Genomic DNA, 19,933 nt, shown 5'->3' on the forward strand with positions numbered 1-19,933 from the left:
GATATCTTGCGTCGCCATCCGCTCGGCGCTGCGCTCATCGCCATCGCCCTGCTCCTGCTCCTTCTTGGCAGCTTCCCGATCATTCCGGAGACCAAGCAGGCGGTGGTGGTCCGTTTCGGCAAGCCCGAGCGGATCCTGAACCGCTTCGAGCCCGGAAGATTCATCGGGGGCGCGGGAGCAGGCCTCTCGTATCGCATCCCGTTCGTCGACGAGATCGTCTGGATCGACAAGCGCGTCCTCGCGGTCGACATGGAGCCCCAGCCGGTACTGTCGACCGATCAGCGGCGCCTCATGGTCGATGCCTTTGCGCGCTATCGCATCGTCGATCCGCTGCTCATGTACATTCGTTCGAACACCGAGGAGAACCTCCGCGGCCAGCTGCAGACGATCCTCCGTTCCGAGGTCCGGAACGAGCTTGCAAAACAGCCTTTTTCGGCACTTCTCTCGCCGGAGCGGCAGGGGGTGATGGACGACGTCAGCAAGGCGCTCAACGTGCAGGCTGCGAAATTCGGGGTCCAGATCGTCGACGTCCGGATCAAGAAGACTGATCTGCCTGACGGTGCTCCGCTCCAGTCCGCTTTCGAAAGCATGCGCACGGCCCGCCTCCAGGAGGCCCGCTCGATCCGCGCCCAGGGTGCCAAGCAAGCACAGATCATTCGTGCCCAGGCAGACGCCGATGCCGCCAAGACCTATGCGGCGAGCTTCGGCAAGGACGCCGATTTTTACGACTTCTACCGTGCCATGCAGAGCTATCAGACGACCTTCATCGGCGACGGACAGGAGAAAGCTGCGCCGACGACAATCATTTTGTCGCCGCAAAATGACTATTTGAAGGAATTTTCTGGACGCTCAAAGTGAACTCTGGCGTTCAAATATGGTTCATGCGGCTGGGCCAAAGCGCCCCTTGCGTCTCACCCCGATTGATGGAGTATCGATGAAGTCGAAGGAGTCCGGAAAAGTGCGCTATGCCTATGGGGTCGCAACGGCCCTGCTGCTCGGGGGGACGGCATTCTCTCTCGCCACGGGACAGGCGGGCGCGCAGGTCGCGCAAAATGCACCCGGCACTTCGGCGCTGGCGCCTCGGGGCGCACCGATGTCCTTTGCCGATCTTGCCGCCAAGCTGCAGCCGGCAGTCGTCAATATCTCGACCAAGCAGCGGGTTCCTGTCCGGACGCAGGCCGACCCGTTCGAGCAATTCTTCCGCCAGTTCGACCCCAGCCAGCAGGGCGGCAACGACAATAGCCAGGGAAGCGGCAGCGGCAGCGGCGGCGGCAGCAGCAGCGGCGGCGCCCAGCCCCGGACCCGCGAGGCGGGCTCGCTTGGCTCCGGCTTCATCATCTCTCCTGACGGCTATGTCGTCACCAACAACCACCTCATCCAGGGCGTGAACGGCACCGGCACGGTCGATACCGTGACGGTGATTACGACCGATCGCAGGGAGTATCCGGCGCGGATCGTGGGTCGTGACGAAACGTCCGACCTTGCACTCCTGAAGATCGAGGGTCGCAATCTGCCGTTCGTGCAATGGGGCGACAGCACCAAGGCCCGCGTCGGTGACTGGGTGCTGGCCATCGGCAATCCGTATGGACTTGGCGGAACCGTGACCGCCGGCATAATTTCCGCGCTCCACCGCGGGATTACCGGTGTCGGCGCCTATGATCGGTACATTCAGACGGACGCTGCCATCAACATGGGCAACAGCGGCGGCCCGATGTTCGACCTCAACGGCAACGTGATCGGCATCAACTCGGCCCTCATCTCGCCGACGGGAGCATCGGTCGGCATCGGCCTCGCCATCCCGGCAGAAGCGGCCAAGCCGGTGATCGACGCGCTGATGCGCGGCCAGCGTCCCTCGCGCGGCTACCTCGGAGTAAGCCTGCAGCCGGTGGACGAGGATCTCGCTCCCGCCCTTGGAATTCCAAAGGACACCGGCGAGCTCGTCCGCTCCGTGGTCCCGGGCGCTCCGGGCGCCAAGGCGGGGCTCGTCCAGGGCGACGTTATCGTGAAGGTGAACGGCCAGCAGGTGACGCCCGACCAGACCGTTTCCTATCTCGTCGCAAACACGAACGTCGGCTCGCGGATTCCGCTCGAAATCATTCGCAGCGGCAGGCGCGCGACCGTGACGGTCCAGGTGGCCGAGCGCCCGACCGAGGAGCAGCTCGCAAAGATCTCCGGCGGGGACTCCGGAACCCAGGGCGGCACTGGCCCGTCGGCAACGACGCCGCAGCGGGCGCTTGGCCTCTCGCTTGCGCCGCTCACCCCGGATCTTGCGCGGGCGGCCAATCTCCCCCCTGGTGCACACGGCGTGATCATCACGACCATCGACCCCAACTCGAACGCTGCCGAGCAAGGACTTCAGCGCGGCGATCTCATCACGTCGGTGAACAATCAGGCGGTGAACTCGCCGGCGCAGGTGATCGCAGCGGTCGATGCGGCACGCAAGGCAGGCCGTTCGAGTGTGCTGCTGCTTGTCCAGCGGGGGGCCACGCCGGGCGTGTTCGTCGGGATCGATATCACCGGCAAGTAAGCCGGGCGCCGTCTTCCCCTCAAGTCTCGTGCTCGCTAGTGCGGCTGGCGGATCGAGGAAGAGGCGAGCCGGGTGAGAAAAACAGCATCTTCATCGGGACGTGCGCAACCTGCGCCCGGCGTACCCTAGCGCCGGCCGGCGGTGATTGCGCTCGCGACATTGCTGCTTGCCCTGGCGCCGGTGTCTAAGGCATCGCTCGCCGGTACCTACGAAATTCGCCAGATGGAGATGGCTGGCGGCCTTGAGCTGAAGCGCGATGGTCGTTTCCGCTATGCGTTCACGTACGGCGCCCTCGACGAGGAAGCCGCCGGAAGCTGGACGTTCGATGGCCGGGCCGTTCGCCTGACCAGCAACCCGATGCCGAAACCCCCGAGCTTCGAGTTATTGCGGGACGACCCTGCACCAAGAGGCGAGCTCTATCTGAAACTTGAGGACCCCGGGTTCGAGTGGGGCCATCCCCTCTTTGCACTCGCGACAGACATGAAGCAGGAGTTCGAGATCGAGGCCGACGAGAATGGCCGCGTCGATCTCAGCGGCAAGCCCCCGGTGATGGCAATCGCCCCACTGATGCCCGTCTATGGACCGACCCGCGACAGCTTCACCCTGGCGAGTGATCGCGGGCATCGGCTCCTGTTTCGCTTTCACAAGAACGATCTGGGCAAAGCCGCGTTCAAGGATGAACCTCTGGAGGTCAGTTCCAAGGGTTTGCTCATGAACCGTTACGACAGCCAGATTCGCTTTATCCGCGTTCGGCCTTAAGAAGAGACGGGGAGAAAAGTGTCGGTGGCCGATCCGAATTGTGAAGTGATTGACGGGCTGGAGCGCGAATGGCGCGACGCCCTCTGCAGCAAGGACATGGACCGGCTGCAGTTGCTGGTTCACAAGGATTTCCTCCTGATCGGCACACGTTCGACAGGACCGTTCATGATGAACCGCCAGGAATGGATCGATGCGATCCAGCGGCGCGAAGTCGAGGCGATCGAAATCGAGGTCCTCGACGCGACCCGGGTGCGGGAGGTGATGATCGGTACCGTCCAGGCGCGCTGGCGCCTCAAATATCTCGGCAGGATCATCGAGGATTGCGTCGTGCTGACCGACGTGTGGGTGCACGACGACGGCCGGTGGCAGGCCATCAGGCGGCATTCCACGCCGGCCCCGCCAGGCGCCTGCATCAATTTGGGAGAATAGGATGGCTAACAGGGAGGGAGCGCGCGAGGGGTCGCGCGCTCGCGAGAACATCAAGGAACTGACGATAAGAGGCGTCATCCTCGGCGCGCTCATCACCGTCATTTTCACCGCGGCCAACGTCTACCTCGGCCTCAAGATCGGCATCACCTTTGCGACCTCAATTCCCGCGGCGGTGATTTCAATGGCCGTCCTGAAGGCGTTCCGCGATTCCACCATTCAGGAAAACAATATCGTCCAGACGATCGCGTCGGCGGCAGGAACGCTTTCCGCGATCATCTTCGTTCTTCCCGGCCTCATCATGGTCGGTTGGTGGACCGGCTTCCCTTACTGGCTTTCCGTCGCGGTCATTGGCATCGGAGGTATCCTGGGTGTCATGTATTCCGTGCCGCTGCGCCGGGCGCTCGTCACGGGGACCGACCTTCCCTATCCCGAAGGCGTTGCTGCAGCGGAGGTCCTGAAGGTCGGCTCGGGCGTGGGCGGCGCCGAGGAAAATCGCCGCGGCCTCGCCCTCATCAGCGGGTCGACGCTGGTTTCGGCGGCCTATTTCATCATTGCCAAGACGCGGCTTCTGGTTGACGCCGCAGCCCGCAATTTCCGCGTCGGAGCAGGTGCGAGCGGCATCTCTGCAAACCTTTCCATGGCCCTTATCGGCGTTGGTCACCTTGTCGGACTGGCGGTGGGCCTCGCAATGGTGGTGGGTTTGATCATCAGCTGGGTGTTCATCGTCCCCCACTGGACGCAGGACGCCGGCCTCATTGCCCAGGCCGCGGGCGACCTTGACAAGCTCGTCAGCACCGCCTTTCGGATGAAGGCGCGAATGGTTGGTGCAGGAACGATCGGCGTGGCAGCCATCTGGACGCTGCTGCGGATCATCGGACCGATCATCGCCGGGATCAGGGCGGCCCTTGCGGCCAATCGCGAGCGCAAGGCCGGGCGGGGCGCGGAACTGCCGATCACCGAGCGCGACATTCCGATCGGCATTGTGGGGGGCGTCATCCTCCTTTCGATGATCCCGATCGGATTTCTGCTGTACGCCTTCGGCAACACCGCGCCGATTGCGGCCAACCCGGGCCTCACGATCGCGATCAGCATCGTCTATACGCTCGTTGCGGGCGTCGTCATTGCCGCGGTCTGCGGCTATATGGCGGGGCTGATCGGTGCTTCGAACAGCCCGATTTCGGGCGTCGGCATCCTTTCCGTACTCGGCATCTCGCTGATCCTTGCCGCACTGTTTCCCGGAGTGGGGGGCGCCCTTACCAAGTCGCTCGTCGCCTTCGCCCTCTTCGTGACGGCGATCATCTTCGGCGTGGCGACAATCTCCAACAACAATTTGCAGGACCTCAAGACCGGCCAGCTCGTCGAGGCAACGCCATGGAGACAGCAGGTCGCTCTCGTCCTGGGCGTCATCTTCGGCGCGCTCGTCATCCCGCCCATCCTCGACCTTCTCAACACGGCCTTCACCTTCCAAGGAGCGCCCGGAGCAAAGGCGAATGCCCTCGCAGCGCCGCAGGCTGCGATCATCTCGACCATTGCGCAGGGGGTGCTGGGCGGAAGCCTCGACTGGGGCCTCATCGGTGAGGGCGCCGTCATCGGCATCGTTGCAGTGATCGTCGATGAAGTCCTGAAGCGAAGCTCAAGCGGGAAGAGGTATCTGCCGCCGCTCGCCATCGGCATGGGGATCTACCTTCCGATGGAGGCAACCTTGCTCATTCCGCTGGGTGCGGTCCTTGGCTGGTTTTACAACCGGTGGGCGCTGCGCTCGCCCAGTCCCGCCTTTGCCGAACGGATGGGCACGCTGATGGCGACCGGGCTGATCGTCGGCGAGAGCCTGATGGGCGTCGTCTACGCGTTCGCCGTCGCGGGCGCCGAGAAGGCGGGCTCCAAGGACAGCGCGAACGTGCTTGCTCTCATCGAGCCTTATTCGTCGGTAATTCTCGTCAGCATCGTCGTATTCGCAGTTGCCGTCGCGGGGCTTTACTGGTGGACCAAGGGGCGTGCCTCGGTCGCTCCGGCCTTCGATGATGCACCGACGCCGGAGCCGAGCTACCGCTAACGGCCGAGCACGGCTTTCGCCAGCGCCTTGGGCGGGAGCGGGTGGGCACCCGTTTCCGCCTTTCGCACCAGCTCGACGATCGCGCGATTGACAGGGGCTGCCCGTTGCAGCCGGTCGGCGAGCCGGACGAGTTCACCGTTCAGATAGTCGATCTCGGTCTTGCGGCCGGCGGCGAGGTCATCGGCCATCGACGAGCGTGCCTTGGCGTCGATTTTCCAACGGCTGATGAAGACGTTGTTGAACAGCCAGTCGGGAGAGCCCACGAGACGGGGCAGCACCTGCAGCGAAATCGGGCCGACCGCGATGGGTTCGATATCGGCGCGCTTGAGAAGATCGAGCCCCTCACGCAGCGAAGCGGCGAAAACCCGGCGGTAATCGCGCCGCTTCAGCTCATCCTGGAGCGTGCGGCCGGACAGCGCATTGACCGCATTGTTGAGATTGATGAGGAGCTTGCCCCAGGCAAGGCCGAGCATGTCGTCACTGATCTTGAGCGCTGCTGGACCCCCGTGCACGGCGTCTGCAAGCGCTCGGACGCTGGCGCGCTGCTCGGCATAAAGATCCCCGGCAACTCCCTTGTGGAAGCGTCCCTTGCCAAGATAGGCCACGTTGTAGGGCACCATTCCGCGCGCAACCTCGAACCGCCCGCCAAGACCCTGCTCGAGCACATCGACGTTGCTCACCCCGTTCTGGAAGCTGATTACGGTCGCGCCCGGCGTACCATGCGCGGCAATCTCGGCGGCAGCCGATTCCGTATCGCCGCTCTTGACGGTGAGGGCGATGACCTGGGCTTCCCCGAGCGCCTCAGGTCCGCAGCGATAGTCCACGTCTCCGGGCGCGAGCCGCGCCTCCCAGCCGGCGTAATCGCTGAGTGTCAGTCCGTACTGATCGACGTCCTTGGACAATTTCGGGCGGCCGATGAAGGTGACGTCGAGACCTGCCGCCGACCAGGCGCCGCCGATGAAACAGCCGACCGAGCCGGCTCCAAGAATTGCAATTTTTGGCCCCCCGGCCATGGCTCAACCCCTTCCGCGATAAGGCTGCACGCCCTGGTCCGGAAGCCACAGGCCGTCTGGCGGCGTGCCGCTCTGCCAGAAAACATCGATGGGAATGCCGCCACGAGGATACCAGTAGCCGCCGATGCGCAGCCACCTTGGTTGCATCTCCGCGACCAGTCGCTGTCCGATGCCGACGGTTACATCCTCGTGGAAACCGCAATGATTGCGGAAGGAGCCTAGGAACAGTTTCAGGCTCTTGCTCTCGACGATCGTGTCGGCCGGCGCATAATCGATCACGAGATGCGCAAAGTCGGGCTGGCCCGTCACCGGGCACAGCGAGGTGAATTCGGGTGCCGCGAAGCGCACGAGGTAAAGAGATCCCGGGCGAGGATTGGGGACAAAGTCGAGCGCCGCCTCCTCCGGCGAAGCGGGCAATGCGCTGGCCTGGCCGAGATGGCGCGTCTCCATGCAAGGCCACCTAGCAGCAGTCGCGCGGGCCGCCTATCCTTGGTCAATGGACTCGCTCGTCTCTACCGAGTGGCTTGGGGCACGCCTCGGCGAACCGGGCCTGGTTGTCGTCGACGCGAGCTGGTTCATGCCTGCCTCGGGCCGAAACGGCCGGGAGGAATATCTTGCGGCACATATTCCGGGCGCGCGTTTCCTCGACATCGACGAAGTGAGCGACCGGTCAAACCCTGTCCCGCACATGCTTCCGGATACCCAGGCCTTCGGTGCTGCGATGGAGCGGCTCGGGATCGGCAGCAGCGACCGCATCGTCGTCTACGACAATTCACCGACGCGCAACGCGGCTCGCGGTTGGTTCATGCTTCGTCACTTCGGCGCCGATAAGGTCGCGATACTCGATGGCGGCTTCCAGAAGTGGAAGGCCGAGAGCCGTCCCGTCGAGAATGGCGAACCTCAAGCCCGCAACGCCCGCTTCGACGTCCGCGAACGGGACGAGATCGTTAGCAAGGCGCAGCTCCTTGCCGGAAGCAATCTTCCATGGCTCGATGCGCGGGGCCGCGCCCGCTTCGAGGGAAGCGAGGCCGATCCTCGTCAAGGGGTTGCCCCGGGCCATGCACCGGGAGCCCGCAACCTTCCCTTCGGCTCACTCTACCGCGACGACGGCACCTTTAAATCACTCGATGAAATCCGCGCCCTGTTCCTCGAAAGTGGCGTTCCGATTGACGTGCCCTTCATTGCCAGCTGCGGCTCTGGAGTGACTGCCAACAGCCTCATCTTTGCCGCGCACCTCGCCGGCAATGATGCAACGCGACTCTATGACGGCAGCTGGAGCGAGTGGGGCGCCGATCCCTCGACGCCGAAGATCACCGGGCCTGCCTAGGCGAGCACGATGCCCGCGACGTCGCGAAGCTCGCGGCGGATTTCATCGACCAGGGTCCGGCTGGCCTGGGCGTGCGGCTCACGACCTTCGTGGCGAACTCCAAGCAGTGCCTCGATTCCCGCCGCAGTCTGTCCGACGAGCCGTCCCGAACGCCGCTCGAACCAGCGCTGCCGGGCTTCGCCGGCCTCGTCCCAGGCTCGGGCCAGCCGGTCGTCGAGGTCGTGCGCGGGTCCCTCACTGAACCCGCCGTCCACGAGCCGCAATGCGTGGCGAACGCTCGCGAGCCTCGAAACCGCCTCGTCATAGTCGAGTGGTTCTTCGGGCTGCGCCTGCGGGATCAGGTGAAGCATCTGCCCGGGCTAATCCGGACAGGGCTAAGGAAGTGTTAAGCGCCGCTCTTCTCGTCGACGTCGCGCAGGATCCAGCCGCGCTGCGGGATCGTCTCGATAAACTCGGCGCCGCCGCTTGCATTGCGCAGCTTCTTGCGGAGCTTGGATATGAACACGTCGATGATCTTGGGCTGCGGCTGGTCGTCGGCGCGGCGATAGAGGTGCTTCAGCAGCATCGCGCGCGTGACCACGTTGTTGCGCGCGAAAGCGAGGAGCTCAAGCACGCGATATTCCATTTCGGTGATCCCGATCGGGTGACCGTCGATGCGGATCAGTCGCTGGACCTGGTCGACCGAGAGGCGCCCGCCGCAAAGGCTTTCGGGCATCTCGCCGCCGGTGGACTTGAGGCTCGCAAGCAAGCGGGAAGCGGCTTCCTCGCTGTCTTCGGGAGAAACGGTCCGCGGCGAGCCAATGATCGCCTGCTGGATGTCTGCCAGAAGCTTGTGCGCCTCCTCGACCAGGCGCGTGCCCTCCTCGAAGCGGCGGCGCGACCGGTCGAGCATCGATTCGATCTCGACGAGACGGGCGGGGACGTTTGTTTCGGCCATGGTTGCCATTCGCTCTCGCTCTTATTGCCCGGTCTGCGCCGATGCGATGTTGGTGCTGGTGTTCTGGGCCGACAGGATCTGCAGCGTCGTCGGACCCTTGTCGACGACGCGGGTCTGAGGATCCCAGACCTGGCTGCGGATCCCGACCTGCGCGTCGCTTCGGCCTGCAGCATCGAGCAGGCTCGTCTCGCCGGGACTGCGCGGCGCCGGCCCGCCGAAGAGGGCGTCGATTGCCTGCTGCTGCGCCTCGCTGGGCGTCAGCCCGGCGGTGCCCGCCACTGGCGGTGCAAGGTTGAAGTCCGGCGGAATGATGAGCGGCGCGTTGCGGGCCACTGCAAATTCGTCTGGCGTGCGCGAATGGCTCCGGAAGGCTCCGCACCCGCTCGTGGTCACCGCCGCTGCAAGAACCAGAGCGGTCAAGGCTTTACGCATGTTCGATCGTCTCCTCGGGGTCACTGCCCTTTGCCTGATCCTTACGGCTCAGGAACGCGCGCAGCAACAGGATCACGACGGCAATGCTAATCGCCGCATCGCCGACGTTGAATATCAGAAAGGGGCGCCAGGCGCCAAAATGCAGATCGGCGAAGTCGACGACATAGCCGTGCCGGGTGCGGTCGAGGATGTTTCCGAGGGCACCGCCAAGCACCATCCCAAGCGCGACGAGGTCGACGCGACTCTTTTCGCGGACCATCCACCAGGCAACGCCGACGGCTATTGCGCTCGTCAGTCCCACCAGCATCCAGCGACCAATTTCGGTCGTCGCGTTGAGCAGCCCCAACGAGATGCCGTTGTTTTCCGTATAGGTGAACTGGAAGATCGGCAGCAGGTAATGGACCGCCCCCTCGTAATTGACCCCGAGCGGCCCGGTCACGAACCATTTCGCAAACTGGTCGAGGGCGAACACGGCCAGTGCGACCAGGAACCCCGAGGTCCGCCTACCCATTCACCACCTCGTCACAGCGGGCATCAAGACCTGTCTCCTCGCCAACGTCCGGCCGATGCCTCCAGCAGCGGGCGCATTTGGGGTTGCTTGTCTTCACGACCTTCCACTCGCCTTGATGGACTGTCGAGGTAATGAACAGCTCTTCAAGCAGGGCTGCGTTTTCCTCGCCCGGGACCCAGACCTCGGCTTCGAGGCTCGACCCGAGCACCTTGTCGCGGCGAAGCGGCTCGATCCGCTCGGTGACGTCCGCGCGGAGCGCCCGCAGTCTTGCCCAGCGATCCGCGTCGGCATCGACCTGCGGAACGACCGGCCATTCGAGGAGATGTACAGAGCCGGCGTCCGGAAAGCGCGTGCCCCAGACTTCTTCGGTCGTGAACACGAGAACGGGAGCGAGCCAGCGAACCAGCGCATGGAAGAGGATGTCGAGCACGCTCCTGTAGGCGCGGCGCTTGGTTGCCTCTTTCGAATCGCAATAGAGGCTGTCCTTCCGGATATCGAAATAGAAGGCCGAGAGGTCGTTGTTGGCAAAGTCGCCAAGGAGCCGGGTGTAGGTGTTGAAGTCGAAGTCATGCACCGCGCTGCGGAGCTTCTGATCGAGCGCCGACGTCAGGTGCAGCATGTAGCGCTCGAGCTCGGGATAGGCCGACAGGTCGTCCAGCCGCTCTTCTTCGCTGAAACCGTCTAGCGCGCCCAAGAGATAGCGGAAGGTGTTCCTGAGCTTGCGATATTGGTCGGCAACCCCGGCGAGGATTTCTTTTCCGATCCGGTGGTCCTCGGTGAAATCGACCGACAGCGCCCAGAGCCGCAGAATATCGGCGCCGTATTCCTTCATGAGTTCGATCGGGTTGATCGTGTTGCCGAGGCTCTTGGACATTTTCATGCCCTTGGCGTCCATCGTGAAGCCGTGGGTGAGCACGGCATTATAGGGGGCCCGGCCTCTGGTCCCGCAGCTCTCGAGCAGGGATGACTGGAACCAGCCGCGGTGCTGGTCTGAGCCTTCAAGATAAAGATCGGCAGGCCAGCGCTCTTCCGGCCAGTGTCCGCTCTCCAGGGTGAAGACGTGCGTGCAGCCGCTGTCGAACCAGACGTCCAGAATGTCGGTGACCATCTCATAGTCTTCGCGATTGCGATTTCCGAGGAAGTCAGCGGCGTTCTCTATACTCCACGCGTCCACGCCCTCGCGTTTGAACGCCTCGACGATGCGTTGATTGACCTCGCGGTCAACCAGCAGCGCGTTGGATTTCTTCTCGACGAACACCGCGATCGGCACGCCCCATGCCCGCTGGCGGCTCAGTACCCAGTCGGGCCGCTGCTCGACCATCGAGCCGAGGCGGTTCCGGCCTTTCTCCGGGACGAAACGCGTGCTGGCGATCGCGTTCATTGCCAGCTGGCGGAGCGTCGGTGCTTCGCTGCCGTTGAGGGGATCCAGACCTCCCTCATTGTCCCAGCGCTGCTCTGCGCGGCTTTCGGGGGTCAGGTGCGGCAGCCGCTTGTCCATGGCGATGAACCATTGGGGCGTGCAGCGGTAGATGACCTTGGCCTTCGAACGCCAGCTATGAGGATAGCTGTGCTTGAAGTCGGCGGTTCCCGCGAGGAGTGCGCCCGCATCGCGCAGGTCCGAGCAGATCGGGCCGTCGGGCGCGTTGAACTTCGCGTTGATGACGCTTCCCTGGCCGCCGAGCCAAGCCCAGTCGGAGCGGTAGAAACCGCCAGCGTCAACCGCGAAGACGGGATCGATACCGTTAGCCCGGCACAGCTCGAAATCGTCCTCGCCATGGTCAGGCGCCATGTGGACGAGCCCCGTACCCTGGTCGGTGGTCACAAAGGCGCCGGGAAGGAACGGACGGGGCGTTTGAAAGAAGCCGCCCCGTTCGTGCATCGGATGGCGGGCGATGGTCCCGGCAAGAGCCGACCCTTCGATCAGCATTCCCTTCTTGGCTGCCTCTCGGACTTCGGGAGCTTCGTCCGGGCGCGCCCGAGCGAGAAAGTCATCGGCAAGGTCGGCGGCAACGAGATAGCGCGCCGTGCCCAGCTCAAGGACCGTGTAGGTGATATCCGGGCTGTAGGCGATCGCCTGGTTTACAGGAATGGTCCAGGGCGTGGTGGTCCAGATGACTGCCTTCGCGCCTACGAGCTCGGGAAGATCGCTCGTGGTGATCTCGAAGGCGACGTCGATCTGCGTCGAGACGATGTCTTCATATTCGATCTCGGCCTCGGCAAGCGCGGTCTTCTCGACGGGAGACCACATGACGGGCTTGGCGCCCCGGTAGAGCTGGCCCGTCTCGGCGAACTTGAACAGCTCGGAAACGATGGTCGCTTCCGCTCCCTTGGCCATCGTGAGGTAGGGATTGTCCCAGTCGGCGCTGATGCCGAGGCATTTCAGCTGCTCGCGCTGAACATCGACCCAATGCTGCGCGTAGGCGCGGCACTCCGCGCGGAATTCGCGAACCGGCACCTCGTCCTTGCTCTGCTTCTTCTTGCGATATTGCTCCTCGACACGCCACTCGATCGGGAGCCCGTGGCAGTCCCAGCCGGGCACGTAGGGTGCGTCCTTGCCCAGGAGCGTCTGGGTGCGCACGACCATGTCCTTGATCGTGTGGTTGAGCGCGTGGCCGATGTGCATGTCGCCGTTGGCGTAGGGCGGGCCATCGTGGAAGATGAACTTCTCGCGTCCCTCGCGGGCGCGCCGGATCTGCCGGTAAAGTCCCTCGCTTTCCCATCGCGCGGCGATTGCAGGTTCCTTTTGCGGAAGCCCCGCCTTCATCGGGAAATCGGTTCGCGGCAGGAAGACCGTCGAGCGGTAGTCGGTCTTGGTGGTTTCCGGGGCGTCAGCCATTGGCGCGGGCTCTAGCGGTCACTCGTGAGATTGCAAATTGATGGGTTCAGTCAAGGGCGAGCAGATGCCGCGCCTTCGCTTCGTCCTCACGCATATGGGCAACCAGAGCCTCGATGTCATCGAACTTCTTCTCGTCCCGGATGAAGGCGTGAAGCGCGACCTCGATCTTTCGCCCGTAAAGATCCCCGGCAAAGTCGAGGAGGTGCGTTTCGAGCAGTTCCTGTGGCGGCTCGAACGTCGGACGGACGCCAAGGCTAGCAACGCCGGGATGCTCGCTTCCATCGTCGAGAGTCACGCGCACGGCGTAGATGCCGTATCGGGGTCGCTGATAGTCGCCGAGCGTCATGTTCGCAGTCGGGTAACCGAGCTCACGCCCGCGGCGGTCGCCGCTCTGAACGACCCCTTCCACCGCGAAATCGCGGCTGAGGAGCCGCGTCGCAGTCGCAAGATTGCCGGTCTGGAGCGCCTCGCGGATCCGCCCCGAGGAGATCCGCGTCGTCCCAAGGAGCACCGGCGGCACCGTCTCGGCGACGATGCCGTTCTCCTCGCCAAGTCTCCGAAGCATGAGGACGTCGCCCTTGCGGCCGCGGCCGAAAGTGAAATCATCCCCGGTGACGACACCGGCGGCGCCGATCTGGCCGGCAAGGACCTCGCTGACAAAATCCTCGCTCGAAGTGACTGCGAGGGCCTTGTCGAACTGGAAGACGAGCATCGCATCCGCACCGGCGTGGGCGAACAGGACTTCCCGCTGGTCGAGGCTCGTAAGCCGGAAGGGCGGGACGTCAGGCTTGAAGAAGCGCACCGGGTGAGGATCGAAGGTGGCGACGATCACCGGACGGCGCTCGTGGAAAGCGCGCTGGATTGCCCGCCCGACCACTGCCTGGTGGCCAAGGTGGAAACCGTCGAAGTTGCCGAGGGCGACAATACTCCCCTGAAGACTCTCGGGGATGCCGCCGGCGAGGGTCAGGCGCTGCATTGTAGCGGGCCTTAATGGGTCGGGAGGTGTTTGCGAAGGAGCCGGTATTCGTGGACAGCGAGCGCGATCACGAACAGGTCGAATATGCTGAGCAGGATAAGGCCGATGTCGTGGGTGAAGCTGAAACGATAGAGCTGGTAGGCGATGAAGAGGGCAAAGACGACGATGCTGGCCGGATATGCCCAGAGCCTTTCGCGCAGGAGAAAGAATACGAGGACGACTTTTACGAGGCCGTGACTGAGGAGGTAAAAGGCGTAGAATCGCTGCTCTGAGGCGGGGAAATGACGCGCGATCCACTCGTGCCTGCCGAACTCGTCGAGCCCGCGTGCAATCGTATCGGCGCTGAAAAAGTAGAGTGCGAGCCCGCCCGCGATTTCGATCATCGCGTGGAGGCCCTTGGCCAGCACGCTGACGACGAACATCTGGTGAATGCGCTTTTCCTGCATGGCGGGCTTCAACGCTTGGATTTCCGATTCGGAGTCAACCGCTTGACTTCGCTGGGGGCCAATCCTATCTCCAGTCGTATCCCGATCCACCGGTTCCGGCGGCGCATTCGTGCGCGCGTCGGTTTTTCGTTTAGGAAACGGGAATTTCTGGCGACGAGATGGGGCGGTTGGCGCCCTGTGGAGCTTGAAGAAGGGTAACGAATGGCTCGAATTGCCGGGGTCAACATCCCCACCAACAAGCGCGTTGAAATCGCGCTGACCTATATCCACGGAATAGGCCGAACCACGGCCAAGAAAATCACCGAGCAGCTTGGCATCGCTCCTGAAAAGCGGGTGCAGGACCTCACCGACCAGGAGGTGCTCCACATTCGCGAGGCGATCGACAAGGACTTCACGGTCGAGGGCGACCTTCGCCGCGAGACCGCGATGAACATCAAGCGGCTGATGGACCTCGCCTGCTACCGCGGGCTTCGCCATCGAAGGGGCCTTCCGGTCCATGGCCAGCGCACGCACACCAACGCGCGCACCCGCAAGGGCAAGGCCAAGCCGATCGCGGGCAAGAAGAAGTAATCTTCGCTCTCAGCTGCAACTACACGCCCTTGAAGAAAAGCTAAGGGCGAACGGCGATTAGGAACGGATTAGAATGGCTCAGGCACCGCAGCGCATCCGCAGGAGGGAGCGCAAGAACATCTCAGCAGGCGTCGCACACGTGAACGCCAGTTTCAACAATACCATGATCACCATCACGGACGCGCAGGGCAATGCCATCGCGTGGAGCTCTGCCGGAATGATGGGCTTCAAGGGGAGCCGCAAGTCCACGCCCTACGCGGCGCAGGTCGCGGCCGAAGACGCGGGCCGAAAGGCAGCCGAGCATGGCGTCCGTACGCTCGAGGTCGAAGTGAAGGGTCCAGGATCAGGCCGGGAGAGCGCTCTTCGCGCGCTCCAGGCAGTCGGCTTTACGATCACGTCGATCCGTGACGTCACCCCGATCCCCCACAACGGGGTCCGGCCCTCGAAGCGCCGCCGAGTCTAAGCCTTTTCGCCGAAAGCGGTTCTTTCGGCGAGGAGCAGAGAAAAGAATTTGAACCTAGAGGGTTATGGCAATTGCGCCTCCCTCGCACTGCCAAGGGATGAAAATGGCCGTCAACGCAAAGAACTGGCAGGAACTGAAGAAGCCCAACGCGCTCGAGAAGAAGCAGTCGGGAGGCGACAGCCGCCGCCGTGCCGTGTTCGTCGCCGAACCGCTGGAGCGCGGTTTTGGAATGACGCTCGGCAACTCGCTTCGCCGCGTGCTCCTTTCCTCGCTTCAGGGTGCTGCCGTGACGTCGATCAAGATCGACGGCGTGCTGCACGAGTTCTCGAGCCTCGCTGGCGTTCGTGAGGACGTCACGGACATGGTGCTCAACATCAAGCAGATCGCGCTCAAGATGGAAGGCGAGGGTCCGCGCCGCCTTCATCTCTCCGCGACCGGCCCCGCCGAAGTGACGGCCGGCATGATCGCGACCACCGGGGACATGGAAGTCACCAACCCCGACCTCGTGATCTGCCATCTGGACGACGGGGCGACCCTCAACATGGAGCTGACCGTCGACATCGGCAAAGGTTATCAGCCGGCCGCTTCCAATCGGCCGGCCGACGCGCCGATCGGTCTCATCCCGGTCGATGCGCTGTACAGCCCGGTGCGCCAGGTTGCGTACAAGGTCGAGAACACCCGCGTCGGCCAGGAGCTCGACTACGACAAGCTCACTCTGACGATCGAGACGGACGGCACCGTCACGCCGGAAGACGCTCTTGGTTATGCTGCGCGCATTCTCCAGGACCAGTTGCAGCTTTTCGTCCACTTCGACGAGAGCCAGGTACGTATGGCTCCCTCGCCGATGATCGGGCAGGCGGTTCCTATGGCGGCCGAGGCGCCGACCGACACCAACCAGCTCAATCGCTACCTCTTGAAGAAGGTCGACGAGCTCGAGCTGTCGGTGCGCAGCGCCAACTGTCTCAAGAACGACAATATCATCTACATCGGCGACCTCGTTCAGAAGACCGAGGCCGAGATGCTCCGCACGCCGAACTTCGGCCGCAAGAGCCTCAACGAGATCAAGGAAGTGCTCGCCAGCATGGGCCTTCGCCTCGGCATGGATATCCCCGGCTGGCCGCCGGAGAATATCGAGGAGATGGCGAAGAAGCTCGAGCAGGAGATGCTGGGCTAATCGCGCCAGCATTCCTGGTTTCGTCGGAACACAAGGGGCCGCCAATCTTGGCGGCCCCTTTTTTTGTCCGCGGGCCGGAACGACGCCGGGGGCCTGCTTGTGCAGCCCGCCTCCGTCGAAAAGGCTGAGACGCGTGGCCCGCTCCGAGGGACTCGAACCCCCAACCTTCGGGTTCGAAGCCCGACGCTCTATCCGGTTGAGCTAGGAGCGGTGCGCTTCGCGCCTATAGCGAAATTCGCAAAGCACAGTCACGCCCAAGGACCGCTCGTTACTCCGCTGCAACTGGCCTGGCGACTTCGTGGGCGTCCTCGCCGACGAGGCGATGGAAGAGCCGGCCGATACGGGCTTCCATGGAGATAGCGATGGAAAAATAGGCGGGCACCAGCAGCAGGGTGAGCATCGTTGAAAAGATCAGGCCGCCGATCACGGTCACGCCCATCGGTGCACGCCAGCTCGAATCGCCGGTGAGGGAAAGCGCAATGGGGAGCATGCCTGCGACCATCGCGACGGTGGTCATGACGATCGGCTGGGCTCGCTTGTGACCGGCCTCCCGAATTGCCTCGTCCTTCGCCATCCCGTGGTTCATCATCTCGACCGCGAAATCGACCAACAGGATCGAATTTTTCGCGACGATCCCGAACAGCATCAGGATACCGATGAATACCGGCAGCGATAGCGGCTGCCCTGCAACGTGCAGGCCAAGCGCAGCCCCGAGAGGGCAGAGCCAGAGCGAGCCCATGTTGACGAACGGGGAAAGGAACCGCCGGTAGAGCAGCACGAGGACGGCAAAGACGAGCAGCACGCCGGCGAGCAGCGCGACAATGAAATTGCGGATCATCTCGCCCTGCCACTTGGTCTGCCCAAGGTTGAGGCGCGAGACGCCCTCCGGGAGGCCGCGGACAGAAGGCAGCATCTCGATCTTCTTCCAGGCCTGGCCGCTGACGAAACCCGGGGCAAGGTCGGCGCCGATGGCGATCCGGCGCTGCTGAGCTGTTCGCTGGATGCTGACGGGACCGGCGCCAAAGCTGATTTCGGCTACCGACCGCAGAGGAACCGAGTTGCCGTTCGCAGTCGGGACGGGAAGGTTTTCCAGCGTGGCGATGTCGCGCCGCTTGGTTTCGCTCAGGGACACTTGGATCGGCACCTGTCGGTCCGAGAGCGAAAACTTGGCGCTGTTCTGCTCGATATCGCCAAGGGTTGCGATGCGGATGGTCTGGCTGAGCGCAGCGGTGGTGACCCCGAGGTCGGCGGCAAGATCGAAGCGCGGCTTGATGGTGATTTCAGGCGTTGCAAGGTCACCCGCCACGCGCGGAGACCGCAGCTCGGGGAGAGTCTGCATCTCCGCTGCGATCCTGTTCGCGGCTGCTTCGAGCTTGGCGGGATCTTCGCCGCCGAGGTAGAGCATGATGTCTCGCGCAGCGCCCCCGGGACCGCCGCCGTTCTGGCTCTGGAAGTTGACGCGGGCGTCCGGGATGTCGGCGAGCGCCGGCGCAAGTGCGCGTTCGAACTGGATGCTGGTAACCGTGCGATCCTTTTTCAGCTTGAGTTCGACGGTACCGCTCGCAACGTTGATCCGCTCGAACGCCCGCTCGACTGCTGGATCCTTGCGCACCACGGCCGCAACCTTGTCGATCACCGCCTCGGTCTGTTCGAGCGTGGAACCCGGAGGCAGGGCTACCTGGATCGTGGAGGCGTCGAAGTTGATGGGGGGCTGGAACGTCATCGGCAGCGTGGCGATGAGGATTCCCGTTACGACCAGAGCGCCCGCACCCACCGCCACCATGACCAGCCGGTGGTCGAACCTCAGGCTCTTGATCTTGCCCCACAGACCCGGTTTCCTGAGCGCGTAGGCGTGCGCCTTGGACGTGTTGAGCGACCAGGTCAGCAGGCTGAGATACTTGTCCATCGCTGGACCGGAGGCATGCGGCTGAATGCCTTTACCGCGCAGGAAATAGGCGGCGATCAGCGGCGTGATCATGCGCGCGACGAGAAGGCTCATCATCACCGCGACGACTACGGTGAATCCGAATGCCTTGAAGAACTGGCCCGAAATGCCCGGCATCAGTGCGACCGGAAGGAAGACGGCGACGATCGACATCGTCGTTGCAAGAACGGCAAGGCCGATTTCATCGGCGGCGTCGAGGGCGGCCTGGTAGGCCGATTTCCCCATGCGCATGTGCCGCACGATATTCTCGATCTCGACGATGGCATCATCGACCAGCACGCCCGCCACCAGGCTCATCGCCAGCAGCGAGAGACCGTTGAGGTTGATTCCCAGCATATCCATGAACCAAAACGCAGGGATCGCGGACAACGGGATGGCGAGCGCTGAAATCGCCGTCGCTCGAATATCGCGAAGGAACAGCAGAACCACGAACACGGCAAGGACGGCGCCCTCGAGCAATCCCTCCATCGCGGATTTGTACTGGTTCTTCGTATAGTCCACCGAGTTGTTGATTTCGGAGAAGCGGACCCTGGGATCGCCTTTCTGGATTTCATTCAGCGACTTCCAGACGTCATCGTAGACGGTGACGTCTGACGAGCCTTTGGCCCGCTGCACGTTGAAGCTGATCACCTGCCGGCCATTGAGCTTCGCAAGGGTGCGCTGCTCCGAATAAGCATCCCTTACCGACGCGATGTCGGCCAGGCGCACCATGCGTCCGCCGGGAAGCGAGATCTGCGTTTGGGAAAGGTCGTAAGCAGTCGGTGCATTGCCCAGCACGCGCACCGACTGTTCAGAGCCTGCAATCTCGGCCCGGCCGCCGGCTGCATTCATGTTCAGCGAGCGAAGCTGCTGGTTGACCTGCGCTGCTGTAAGGCCCTGAGCCTCGAGGGCCGCGGGATCGAGGATGACGCGGATCTCGCGGTTCACGCCGCCTTCACGCGATACGCCGGCGACGCCGGCGATGGCCCGAAGCTTCTTGGCGACACTATTGTCGATGTACCAACTGAGCTGCTCGAGCGTCATGTCGGTGGTTTCGGCCGAGACGAAGACGATCGGCGTTGCCGAAGTATCGAAGCGCTGAACGGTGGGCTCGAGGATGCCTTCAGGAAGATTGCCGCGGATCTGCGCGATGGCGTTCCGAACATCGTTGACGGCACGGTCGACGGGTGTTCCGATTTGAAGCTGGACGATCGTATTGCTGTTGCCCTCGCTCACGGAACTATCGATTTCGTCGACTCCGTTGACCCCGCGGACGGCGGCCTCGATCTGCTGTGTGACCTGCTTTTCCATCTCGGCGGGAGCAGCACCAGGCTGGCTCACTCCGACGACGACGACGGGGAACTCGATGTCCGGGTTTTGAGTGATCGTCATCCGGCTGAAGGAGACGATGCCGGCCAGCATCAATCCGACGAACAACACGATCGGTGCGACCGGATTCCGGATGCACCAGGACGAGATATTTCGGAAATTCATGGGCCAAAAACGTTCCGGCTTGGAATCGGGACCAGCTTTTGCTCAGGCCAGCGCCGGCGACC

19 protein-coding genes and 1 tRNA gene are annotated in these 19,933 nt (G+C 63.4%); 9 read left to right on the plus strand and 11 right to left on the minus strand.

The features are described from left to right. The first annotated feature begins 3 nt into the window (after positions 1 to 3). The 5 genes from hflC to V8192_RS03955 all read left to right on the plus strand — a co-directional run bounded on the left by hflC (position 4) and on the right by V8192_RS03955 (position 5,768). Positions 4 to 858, plus strand: a complete 855-nt coding sequence (gene hflC, locus V8192_RS03935; protein ID WP_373276328.1) for a protease modulator HflC — start codon at positions 4 to 6, stop codon at positions 856 to 858. A gap of 76 nt (positions 859 to 934) precedes the next feature. Then, positions 935 to 2,527: a Do family serine endopeptidase gene (locus V8192_RS03940; RefSeq protein WP_341631741.1), complete on the plus strand. Its 1,593-nt coding sequence runs from the start codon at positions 935 to 937 to the stop codon at positions 2,525 to 2,527. 180 nt (positions 2,528 to 2,707) lie between these two features. Then, positions 2,708 to 3,286: a hypothetical protein gene (locus tag V8192_RS03945; RefSeq protein WP_341631742.1), complete on the plus strand. Its 579-nt coding sequence runs from the start codon at positions 2,708 to 2,710 to the stop codon at positions 3,284 to 3,286. Between the two features lie 24 nt (positions 3,287 to 3,310). After that, entirely contained in the window at positions 3,311 to 3,715 is a 405-nt protein-coding gene (locus V8192_RS03950) for a nuclear transport factor 2 family protein (RefSeq protein WP_341631743.1), read from the plus strand. Position 3,716: 1 nt separating this feature from the next. Then, positions 3,717 to 5,768: an OPT family oligopeptide transporter gene (locus tag V8192_RS03955; RefSeq protein ID WP_341631744.1), complete on the plus strand. Its 2,052-nt coding sequence runs from the start codon at positions 3,717 to 3,719 to the stop codon at positions 5,766 to 5,768. Here the strand turns inward: V8192_RS03955 and V8192_RS03960 are convergent. Further along, the gene (locus V8192_RS03960; protein WP_341631745.1) at positions 5,765 to 6,781 is read right to left on the minus strand and encodes a 2-dehydropantoate 2-reductase; all 1,017 of its coding nucleotides are present in this window, start codon (positions 6,779 to 6,781) and stop codon (positions 5,765 to 5,767) included. The two genes, V8192_RS03955 and V8192_RS03960, sit on opposite strands and share 4 nt — an antisense overlap. A gap of 3 nt (positions 6,782 to 6,784) precedes the next feature. Then, positions 6,785 to 7,231 (minus strand): preQ(1) synthase, encoded by a 447-nt coding sequence (gene queF, locus V8192_RS03965; protein ID WP_341631746.1) that lies wholly within the window; start codon positions 7,229 to 7,231, stop codon positions 6,785 to 6,787. A 46-nt stretch (positions 7,232 to 7,277) separates the two neighbouring features. Between queF and V8192_RS03970 the strand changes: the two genes are divergently transcribed. Further along, positions 7,278 to 8,108, plus strand: a complete 831-nt coding sequence (locus tag V8192_RS03970; RefSeq protein WP_341631747.1) for a sulfurtransferase — start codon at positions 7,278 to 7,280, stop codon at positions 8,106 to 8,108. Here the strand turns inward: V8192_RS03970 and V8192_RS03975 are convergent. The 7 genes from V8192_RS03975 to V8192_RS04005 are packed head-to-tail and all read right to left on the minus strand — an operon-like array spanning position 8,105 to position 14,246. Next, positions 8,105 to 8,458 (minus strand): hypothetical protein, encoded by a 354-nt coding sequence (locus tag V8192_RS03975; RefSeq protein WP_341631748.1) that lies wholly within the window; start codon positions 8,456 to 8,458, stop codon positions 8,105 to 8,107. The genes V8192_RS03970 and V8192_RS03975 overlap by 4 nt on opposite strands. Positions 8,459 to 8,493: 35 nt before the next feature. After that, positions 8,494 to 9,054, minus strand: a complete 561-nt coding sequence (locus V8192_RS03980) for a winged helix-turn-helix domain-containing protein (protein WP_341631749.1) — start codon at positions 9,052 to 9,054, stop codon at positions 8,494 to 8,496. A gap of 12 nt (positions 9,055 to 9,066) precedes the next feature. Then, positions 9,067 to 9,477, minus strand: a complete 411-nt coding sequence (locus V8192_RS03985) for a DUF3035 domain-containing protein (RefSeq protein ID WP_341631750.1) — start codon at positions 9,475 to 9,477, stop codon at positions 9,067 to 9,069. After that, the gene (gene lspA, locus V8192_RS03990) at positions 9,470 to 9,988 is read right to left on the minus strand and encodes a signal peptidase II (RefSeq protein WP_341631751.1); all 519 of its coding nucleotides are present in this window, start codon (positions 9,986 to 9,988) and stop codon (positions 9,470 to 9,472) included. Before lspA ends, V8192_RS03985 begins: the two co-directional genes overlap by 8 nt. Further along, positions 9,981 to 12,824: an isoleucine--tRNA ligase gene (gene ileS / locus V8192_RS03995; protein ID WP_341631752.1), complete on the minus strand. Its 2,844-nt coding sequence runs from the start codon at positions 12,822 to 12,824 to the stop codon at positions 9,981 to 9,983. Before ileS ends, lspA begins: the two co-directional genes overlap by 8 nt. A gap of 46 nt (positions 12,825 to 12,870) precedes the next feature. Continuing rightward, positions 12,871 to 13,800: a bifunctional riboflavin kinase/FAD synthetase gene (locus V8192_RS04000; protein WP_341631753.1), complete on the minus strand. Its 930-nt coding sequence runs from the start codon at positions 13,798 to 13,800 to the stop codon at positions 12,871 to 12,873. An 11-nt stretch (positions 13,801 to 13,811) separates the two neighbouring features. Further along, the gene (locus V8192_RS04005) at positions 13,812 to 14,246 is read right to left on the minus strand and encodes a DUF2127 domain-containing protein (protein WP_341631754.1); all 435 of its coding nucleotides are present in this window, start codon (positions 14,244 to 14,246) and stop codon (positions 13,812 to 13,814) included. A gap of 201 nt (positions 14,247 to 14,447) precedes the next feature. On the opposite strand from V8192_RS04005, the gene rpsM reads away from it, so the two are divergent. From rpsM to V8192_RS04020, 3 genes are all read left to right on the plus strand, one after another. Continuing rightward, positions 14,448 to 14,816, plus strand: a complete 369-nt coding sequence (gene rpsM, locus V8192_RS04010) for a 30S ribosomal protein S13 (protein ID WP_341631755.1) — start codon at positions 14,448 to 14,450, stop codon at positions 14,814 to 14,816. Between the two features lie 73 nt (positions 14,817 to 14,889). Continuing rightward, complete coding sequence (rpsK, locus tag V8192_RS04015) at positions 14,890 to 15,279, plus strand: 30S ribosomal protein S11 (protein ID WP_341631756.1); 390 nt, start codon at positions 14,890 to 14,892, stop codon at positions 15,277 to 15,279. 103 nt (positions 15,280 to 15,382) lie between these two features. Continuing rightward, a complete protein-coding gene (locus V8192_RS04020; protein WP_341631757.1) occupies positions 15,383 to 16,453 on the plus strand; it encodes a DNA-directed RNA polymerase subunit alpha in 1,071 nt (356 codons plus the stop codon). Between the two features lie 134 nt (positions 16,454 to 16,587). On the opposite strand, the gene V8192_RS04025 is transcribed toward V8192_RS04020, so the two are convergent. Together V8192_RS04025 and V8192_RS04030 are read right to left on the minus strand one after the other, a co-directional pair. Beyond that, a tRNA-Arg gene (locus tag V8192_RS04025) sits at positions 16,588 to 16,664 on the minus strand. Between the two features lie 57 nt (positions 16,665 to 16,721). Further along, a complete protein-coding gene (locus V8192_RS04030; protein WP_341631758.1) occupies positions 16,722 to 19,871 on the minus strand; it encodes an efflux RND transporter permease subunit in 3,150 nt (1,049 codons plus the stop codon). Positions 19,872 to 19,933 lie beyond the last annotated feature (62 nt).

It is taken from the genome of Sphingomonas agri (assembly GCF_038148795.1).
GTDB lineage: Bacteria > Pseudomonadota > Alphaproteobacteria > Sphingomonadales > Sphingomonadaceae > Sphingomicrobium > Sphingomicrobium agri.

Coding starts and splice junctions, on each gene's coding strand:
- V8192_RS03940 (WP_341631741.1), top strand. CDS start 935: ATGAAGTCGAAGGAGTCCGGAAAAGTGCGCTATGCCTATGGGGTCGCA.
- V8192_RS03955 (WP_341631744.1), top strand. CDS start 3,717: ATGGCTAACAGGGAGGGAGCGCGCGAGGGGTCGCGCGCTCGCGAGAAC.
- V8192_RS03960 (WP_341631745.1), bottom strand. CDS start 6,781: ATGGCCGGGGGGCCAAAAATTGCAATTCTTGGAGCCGGCTCGGTCGGC.
- queF (WP_341631746.1), bottom strand. CDS start 7,231: ATGGAGACGCGCCATCTCGGCCAGGCCAGCGCATTGCCCGCTTCGCCG.
- V8192_RS03970 (WP_341631747.1), top strand. CDS start 7,278: ATGGACTCGCTCGTCTCTACCGAGTGGCTTGGGGCACGCCTCGGCGAA.
- V8192_RS03975 (WP_341631748.1), bottom strand. CDS start 8,458: ATGCTTCACCTGATCCCGCAGGCGCAGCCCGAAGAACCACTCGACTAT.
- V8192_RS03980 (WP_341631749.1), bottom strand. CDS start 9,054: ATGGCAACCATGGCCGAAACAAACGTCCCCGCCCGTCTCGTCGAGATC.
- V8192_RS03985 (WP_341631750.1), bottom strand. CDS start 9,477: ATGCGTAAAGCCTTGACCGCTCTGGTTCTTGCAGCGGCGGTGACCACG.
- lspA (WP_341631751.1), bottom strand. CDS start 9,988: ATGGGTAGGCGGACCTCGGGGTTCCTGGTCGCACTGGCCGTGTTCGCC.
- ileS (WP_341631752.1), bottom strand. CDS start 12,824: ATGGCTGACGCCCCGGAAACCACCAAGACCGACTACCGCTCGACGGTC.
- V8192_RS04000 (WP_341631753.1), bottom strand. CDS start 13,800: ATGCAGCGCCTGACCCTCGCCGGCGGCATCCCCGAGAGTCTTCAGGGG.
- V8192_RS04005 (WP_341631754.1), bottom strand. CDS start 14,246: ATGCAGGAAAAGCGCATTCACCAGATGTTCGTCGTCAGCGTGCTGGCC.
- rpsM (WP_341631755.1), top strand. CDS start 14,448: ATGGCTCGAATTGCCGGGGTCAACATCCCCACCAACAAGCGCGTTGAA.
- rpsK (WP_341631756.1), top strand. CDS start 14,890: ATGGCTCAGGCACCGCAGCGCATCCGCAGGAGGGAGCGCAAGAACATC.
- V8192_RS04020 (WP_341631757.1), top strand. CDS start 15,383: ATGGCCGTCAACGCAAAGAACTGGCAGGAACTGAAGAAGCCCAACGCG.
- V8192_RS04030 (WP_341631758.1), bottom strand. CDS start 19,871: ATGAATTTCCGAAATATCTCGTCCTGGTGCATCCGGAATCCGGTCGCA.